The 5,333-nt window shown below is 61.6% G+C and carries 11 protein-coding genes; 5 read left to right on the top strand and 6 right to left on the bottom strand.

The window, feature by feature from the left end:
- Positions 1 to 264: 264 nt before the first annotated feature.
- Positions 265 to 741, bottom strand: a complete 477-nt coding sequence (locus AC1DUU_RS21915; protein WP_476785499.1) for a VOC family protein — start codon at positions 739 to 741, stop codon at positions 265 to 267.
- 173 nt (positions 742 to 914) lie between these two features.
- Here AC1DUU_RS21915 and AC1DUU_RS21910 point away from each other — a divergent pair, with 173 nt between their 5' ends.
- The 4 genes from AC1DUU_RS21910 to AC1DUU_RS21895 are packed head-to-tail and all read left to right on the top strand — an operon-like array spanning position 915 to position 2,333.
- Positions 915 to 1,238 carry an ArsR/SmtB family transcription factor gene (locus tag AC1DUU_RS21910; RefSeq protein ID WP_476785498.1) on the top strand — a complete coding sequence of 108 codons (324 nt, stop codon included), beginning with the start codon at positions 915 to 917 and terminating at the stop codon, positions 1,236 to 1,238.
- Positions 1,235 to 1,645, top strand: coding sequence for an SRPBCC family protein (locus tag AC1DUU_RS21905; protein ID WP_476785497.1), 411 nt, complete (start codon positions 1,235 to 1,237; stop codon positions 1,643 to 1,645). The genes AC1DUU_RS21910 and AC1DUU_RS21905 overlap by 4 nt, the downstream gene beginning before the upstream one ends.
- 47 nt (positions 1,646 to 1,692) lie before the next feature.
- Complete coding sequence (locus AC1DUU_RS21900) at positions 1,693 to 1,917, top strand: hypothetical protein (protein ID WP_476785496.1); 225 nt, start codon at positions 1,693 to 1,695, stop codon at positions 1,915 to 1,917.
- The gene (locus AC1DUU_RS21895; RefSeq protein WP_476785495.1) at positions 1,917 to 2,333 is read left to right on the top strand and encodes a DUF1801 domain-containing protein; all 417 of its coding nucleotides are present in this window, start codon (positions 1,917 to 1,919) and stop codon (positions 2,331 to 2,333) included. The genes AC1DUU_RS21900 and AC1DUU_RS21895 overlap by 1 nt, the downstream gene beginning before the upstream one ends.
- A gap of 28 nt (positions 2,334 to 2,361) precedes the next feature.
- Here the strand turns inward: AC1DUU_RS21895 and AC1DUU_RS21890 are convergent, their stop codons facing one another.
- From AC1DUU_RS21890 to AC1DUU_RS21870, 5 genes are all read right to left on the bottom strand, one after another.
- On the bottom strand, positions 2,362 to 2,850 hold the full coding sequence (locus AC1DUU_RS21890; RefSeq protein ID WP_476785494.1) for a GDP-mannose 4,6-dehydratase: 489 nt from the start codon (positions 2,848 to 2,850) through the stop codon (positions 2,362 to 2,364).
- Positions 2,829 to 3,056 carry a hypothetical protein gene (locus AC1DUU_RS21885; protein ID WP_476785493.1) on the bottom strand — a complete coding sequence of 76 codons (228 nt, stop codon included), beginning with the start codon at positions 3,054 to 3,056 and terminating at the stop codon, positions 2,829 to 2,831. Before AC1DUU_RS21885 ends, AC1DUU_RS21890 begins: the two co-directional genes overlap by 22 nt.
- Positions 3,053 to 3,184 (bottom strand): hypothetical protein, encoded by a 132-nt coding sequence (locus AC1DUU_RS21880; RefSeq protein WP_476785492.1) that lies wholly within the window; start codon positions 3,182 to 3,184, stop codon positions 3,053 to 3,055. Before AC1DUU_RS21880 ends, AC1DUU_RS21885 begins: the two co-directional genes overlap by 4 nt.
- Before the next feature lie 344 nt (positions 3,185 to 3,528).
- Positions 3,529 to 4,491, bottom strand: coding sequence for a CDF family Co(II)/Ni(II) efflux transporter DmeF (gene dmeF / locus AC1DUU_RS21875; RefSeq protein ID WP_476785491.1), 963 nt, complete (start codon positions 4,489 to 4,491; stop codon positions 3,529 to 3,531).
- Positions 4,488 to 4,760 (bottom strand): metal/formaldehyde-sensitive transcriptional repressor, encoded by a 273-nt coding sequence (locus AC1DUU_RS21870; RefSeq protein WP_476785490.1) that lies wholly within the window; start codon positions 4,758 to 4,760, stop codon positions 4,488 to 4,490. The genes dmeF and AC1DUU_RS21870 overlap by 4 nt, the downstream gene beginning before the upstream one ends.
- A gap of 152 nt (positions 4,761 to 4,912) precedes the next feature.
- Between AC1DUU_RS21870 and AC1DUU_RS21865 the strand changes: the two genes are divergently transcribed.
- A partial coding sequence (locus AC1DUU_RS21865) for an SDR family NAD(P)-dependent oxidoreductase (RefSeq protein ID WP_476785489.1) occupies positions 4,913 to 5,333 on the top strand: 421 nt, incomplete at its 3' end.

Below are 5,333 nucleotides of genomic sequence, written 5' to 3'. Positions count from 1 at the left end.
CCCCCCACTACTGTGGTGAGTCAGCTTTTGGACGATCTCCGAGATGATCGAAATGACCGAGATGAGGTCGAGAGCAGACGCCATCTCCTCTCGACGCAACGGCGTCAAACGGGCATTCTTGAGGATGTTCATTCGGACCCTCCGGTGAGTGCTGAAGCTTGGTAACTCCAGTCTCCTCGGTCCGGTCCGAATGGACAACCAATTGAATACTCACAACTAGGCGCCGGCATCGTAGTCAGGCTGCAACAGGGCAGGCTAGGACCGTCAGCCGCGCCGCGCCGCCTCGATCGCGGCGACGTCGATCTTCCTCATCTCCATCATCGCGGCGAATGCGCGTTTTGCTTCGCCACCGCCTGCAGCCAGCGCCTCGGTCAGCACGCGCGGCGTGATCTGCCAGGAGATGCCCCATTTGTCCTTGCACCAGCCGCAGTCACTTTCCTGGCCGCCATTGCCGACGATGGCGTTCCAGTAGCGGTCGGTCTCTTGCTGGTCGTCGGTGGCGATCTGGAACGAGAAGGCTTCGTTATGTTTGAACATCGGCCCGCCATTGAGACCGAGACAGGGGATGCCCGCGACCGTGAAGTCCACCGTCAGCACGTCGCCGGCCTTGCCGGACGGGTAGTCGCCGGGAGCGCGGTGAACGGCACTGACCGAACTGTTCGGAAAGGTCTCGGCGTAGAAGCGGGCTGCGGACTCGGCGTCCTTGTCGTACCAGAGGCAGATCGTGTTCTTGGCCGTCATTGCTTGTCCTCCCGTTTTTGATGCCCGTTCCCGCCGGTTTCGCAATGGCTGAAAGGCTATAGCAGCATCGGTGCCGGGTCGAGGACCTGCGCCATCAGTCCTGACATCACCACCCATTGACGAACTCATACCCGATTGGCTATGAGTTATTCATAGTCAATCGGGTATGAGTTATGTCTCAGCTTCACGACGCCGTGTTCCGCGCGCTTTCCGATCCCACGCGCCGCGGGCTGTTCGAGCGTCWTTGCCGCGAGGGGGATACATCAGTCGTGGGACTGCTGTCTGATGCCGGCGTCTCGCAGCCGGTGGTTTCCAAACATCTCAAAATACTGAAGGCTGCGGGGCTGGTGCGCGACCGGCACGAAGGCCGCTACACCTATTACAGCGCCGAGCGCGATGCACTCAGGTCGCTGATCGACTGGACGACCGAGATGACCGGCTTCTGGCACGACCGCTTCGACGATCTCGACAATCTGCTCAAGAGGATGGACCAATGACCGAAACGATGGAAACGACACGCTCAGTCGTGGTCGAGCGTGAATTCCCCCACCCGCCGGAAAAGCTCTGGCGCGCGCTCACCCAATCCCATCTCATCGCCGAATGGCTGATGAACAACGATTTCATCCCCGAAGCAGGCCGCCGCTTCACGCTTTCCGCCGACTGGGGTCAGGTCGATTGCGAAGTCGAGATTGTCGAGCCGAACCGCTCGCTCGCCTATCGCTGGGACACCAAGGACCTCAGGAGCGTCGTCACCTGGACGCTCGCCCCCACCGCTTCAGGCACCAGACTGCGCATGGAGCAGCGCGGTTTCACCACCGCCCAAAAATCCTATTTCCAGGGCGCGACAGTCGGCTGGCCGCGCTTCATCGCCGCGCTGGGTGACGTCGTGGCAAAACTGGACTGACCGTCGCCTCGCCGGGGCACCGTCAATCGAATTCCGGGAATATTGCAATGAACTCAGTGATCCGCACCGTCCATCGCTGGACCGCGCTCGTCTTCAGCCTGATCGTCGCATCGATCTTTGCCGGCATGGCCCTCACCACCTTGCCCGAGTGGTTCTACTACCTGCCCCTGCCGCCGCTCGCCATACTGATCCCGACCGGCATCTACATGTTCTTCCTGCCCTATTTCGGCGGCGGGCAGGACGCTTTGCCGGCTGCAAAGGGCCACGCCTGATGGCCAAGGATGCGGCACCCAAGCTGCTGTCAGGCGGCAACCCGCAGATCGCGAAGGGCTACGGCGACGCCGTCGTCCAGTCCTATATCGACGCCATGCCAGGCTGGAAACAGGACGTTGGCCGCCGCCTCGACGCGCTGATCTCCGAAGCGGTTCCAGGCGTCACCAAGGCCGTGAAGTGGAACTCGCCTTTTTACGGCATGCAGGAAGGCATCTGGTTCCTCGGATTCCACTGCCTGACCAAATACGTCAAGGTCGCGTTCTTCAAGGGAGCGTCGCTTTCGCCACTGCCATCCGGTACCTCCGAGCAGGCCGACGTGCGCTATCTCGACATCTATGAAGGCCGCCCGTTCGACGAGCGACAGTTCTCCGACTGGGTCAGGCAGGCAAGCGCCTTGCCAGGCGAAAAGATGTGAGGCGCTCCGATCTGACAGATGCCATTCCTCAATGGGCCAATTGAAAGGCTGCCTTTTCACGAACGAGGTCGGCCGAAACCATCATCTGCGACAGCTGCGCTACCGTTGTAGCGGGCTTCCAATCCAGTATCCGCCCCGCCTTGGCCGGGCTGCCAAGCAGGAGATCGACCTCCGAAGGCCGGCGGAATGTCGGATCGATATGGACAAGCTGGCGCTTGGTCTCGGAACATTGGCCCACTTCGTTGTCCCCGGCCCCAACCCAATCAAGATCGATCCCTGCCGCCGCGAAGGATTGGGTGGCAAAATCCCGGACGGTGGTGGCGACACCCGTTGCGAGAACGAAGGTATTGGGCTCCTCCGCCTGGAGCATGCGCCACATGCCGTCGACGAACTCGCCCGCAAATCCCCAGTCGCGCTTGGCGTCGAGATTGCCCAGTGTCATGCGGGACTGCAGGCCAAGCCGGATACGGGCCGCGCCGACACTGATCTTGCGTGTCACGAATTCCTGGCCACGCAACGGCGACTCGTGATTGAACAGGATGCCGGAGCTTGCAAAGATCCCATAGGACTCCCGATGCCGAAATCTTCCTCCGCCATGAAAATGAAGGCCTTCGCTTCCTGCATATGCTTGAGGAGGATGTTGTCGGGCTGATAGCCGAGGACGGAGACATTGAGGCCGGCCTTTTTCAAGGCATCCTTGTATTGCGGTCCGTCGCCGATCACGACCAGCTTCTTGTCCGGCGCCGGAAGGCCTCGATGATCAGCGGTATCTTCTTGTAAGGCACCATGCGTGAAGAGGTGAAATAATAGTCGCCCTTCGTTTGGCCGATCTGGAAATACTTCGTATCCACGCCGGGATAAATGACGTCCGAGTTCCTCCGGTAAGCCTTCCAGATTCGACGTCCGATATAGTGCGAACAGGCGATGAAATGGTCGACGCCATTTGCAGTCCGGGTATCCCAGATCCGGGCCCTGTGCAGCACCGCCCTGGCTACGACACCCCGAGGCTTGCCATCGAAACCTTGTTCCCTGAGGTATTGATGCTGCAGATCCCAAGCATATCGCATCGGCGTGTAGCAGGCTTCGCCGCGCGCTACTACTTTCGAAGCTGTTGTTGAAATGAGCCGATACGGCGGACGACGGCAGCCTTGGYAAATCCAGGGCCTGTTGACAGCATGCGGCGGCGGCTCGAATGCTACGCCGGCTGCACCTCGATCGTCACATGCGACAGGTCGTGGATATGGGCGAGCCTCGACTTGTAGGTCTCAGGCGTCGCCGGCGCGCTCGACTTGAGCGATACGATCGCTGCGTGATGACCGGGCCCGACCTGCCAGACATGCAGGTCGGTGATCACGTCCTTGTCCGATTGCACCGCCTCGCGGATTTCCGCCGGCAGGTCCTCGCCCAGCGGTGTGTAGTCGACCAGCACGCGGCCGGCGTCGCGGATCAACGTCCACGACCAGCGCGCGATGACAAGCGCGCCCACGATGCCGATCGCCGGGTCGAGCCACAGCCAGCCATAGATCGCCCCCGCGATCAACGCGCCGATCGCCAGCACCGAGGTCAGCGCATCGGCCAGCACATGCACATAGGCGGCGCGCAGATTGTTGTCGTGCCCGCCATGGGAGTGACCATGGTCATGCTGATGGCCGTGGTCGCTGTCATGCAGCAGCCAGGCGCTGGCAAGGTTCACCGCAAGCCCAGCCACTGCAATCATGATCGCTTCACGGAAATTGATATGCACCGGGGCAAACAGCCGGCCAACGCTCTCCCAGCCGATCAGGATCGCCACGATCGCCAGGATCACCGCGCTGGCGAAAGCCGCGAGGTCGCCGATCTTGCCGGTGCCGAAGGTGAAACGCGGATTATGCGCCTGCCTGCGCGCGAACACATATGCAAGGGCTGCGATCAGCATCGCCGCCGCGTGCGTCGACATGTGCCAGCCATCGGCCACTAGCGCCATCGAGCCGTAGATCGTGCCGGCGACGATCTCCACCACCATCATCGTCGTCGCCAGCGCGATGACGAACATCGTGCGTCGCGCGTTGCGGTCGTGACGGTCGCCCAAAAAGACGTGTTCATGCGCCGCCGCGAAAGGCGCATGCGGATGAACATGATGGTGGTCATGCCCGTGCGGGTGCGGATGGGCGTGGGTCATTTCAAATAGGTCCTGATGACATCGATCAGCTCTTCGCCGCCGCGCTGGCGTTCCCTTGGGTCGGCCGGCTCGAGCACGTGGTCGCGGATATGATCTTCCATCAGTTCCGCCGTCAGCCCGCCGACGGCGCCGCGCACGGACGCGACCAGTTGCAGCACGTCAGCACAGCCAAGCTCAGCCTCAAGCGCCCGTTCGACCGCCTCAACCTGGCCCTTGATGCGGCGAACCCGCGCCAGCAGCTTGGCTTTTTCCTTGATCACATGCGACATCGCCGCCTCCTATAATATAGGGGGGTATCCTATTTTATCTTGAAGCTGGCGGCAATGCACAATCGAGGCGAACACCTGTGACCATCCGTTGACCCCACCGCCCCTTCCCGCCACTGTCGCGACTGGATTCGGCAAAATGGCAGGAGCGCTCCATGAAGCTCGACGGCAAGACGGCGATCATCACGGGTGGCGCCAGGGGCATCGGCTATGCCATTGCCGAGCGCTTCCTCAACGAAGGCGCGCGCGTGGTCATCGCCGACATCGATCAGGAGCAAGGTGTCGCCGCCGAACGCGACCTCGCAAAGCTCGGCCAGATGCGTTTCGTCCGCGCCGACGTCGGCAAGCGCCTCGACGTCCACAATCTGGTCGCCTCGACCATCGATGCTTTCGGCGACGTCGACATCCTGGTCAACAACGCCGGCATCACCCATCAGGCGGACTTCCTCGATGTCACCGAAGACGACTTCGATCATGTGTTGCGCGTCAACCTCAAGGGCGCCTTCCTCGCAGGGCAGGCGGCGGCGCGTTACATGGTCGACAAGGTCAAGTCGGGTGGCGCGCCCGGTGCCATCA

This window comes from Aminobacter sp. P4_H6_2, assembly GCF_056400805.1.
The sequence above is the reverse complement of the archived record's forward strand: the minus strand, read 5'-3'. Positions and strand labels throughout refer to the sequence as shown.

What these genes read in the sequence shown, in the direction of transcription:
- AC1DUU_RS21905 (WP_476785497.1), top strand. Translation starts at nt 1,235, where the DNA reads ATGACCGAAACGATGGAAACGACACGCTCAGTCGTGGTCGAGCGTGAA.
- AC1DUU_RS21900 (WP_476785496.1), top strand. Translation starts at nt 1,693, where the DNA reads ATGAACTCAGTGATCCGCACCGTCCATCGCTGGACCGCGCTCGTCTTC.
- AC1DUU_RS21870 (WP_476785490.1), bottom strand. Translation starts at nt 4,760, where the DNA reads ATGTCGCATGTGATCAAGGAAAAAGCCAAGCTGCTGGCGCGGGTTCGC.
- AC1DUU_RS21915 (WP_476785499.1), bottom strand. Translation starts at nt 741, where the DNA reads ATGACGGCCAAGAACACGATCTGCCTCTGGTACGACAAGGACGCCGAG.
- dmeF (WP_476785491.1), bottom strand. Translation starts at nt 4,491, where the DNA reads ATGACCCACGCCCATCCGCACCCGCACGGGCATGACCACCATCATGTT.
- AC1DUU_RS21895 (WP_476785495.1), top strand. Translation starts at nt 1,917, where the DNA reads ATGGCCAAGGATGCGGCACCCAAGCTGCTGTCAGGCGGCAACCCGCAG.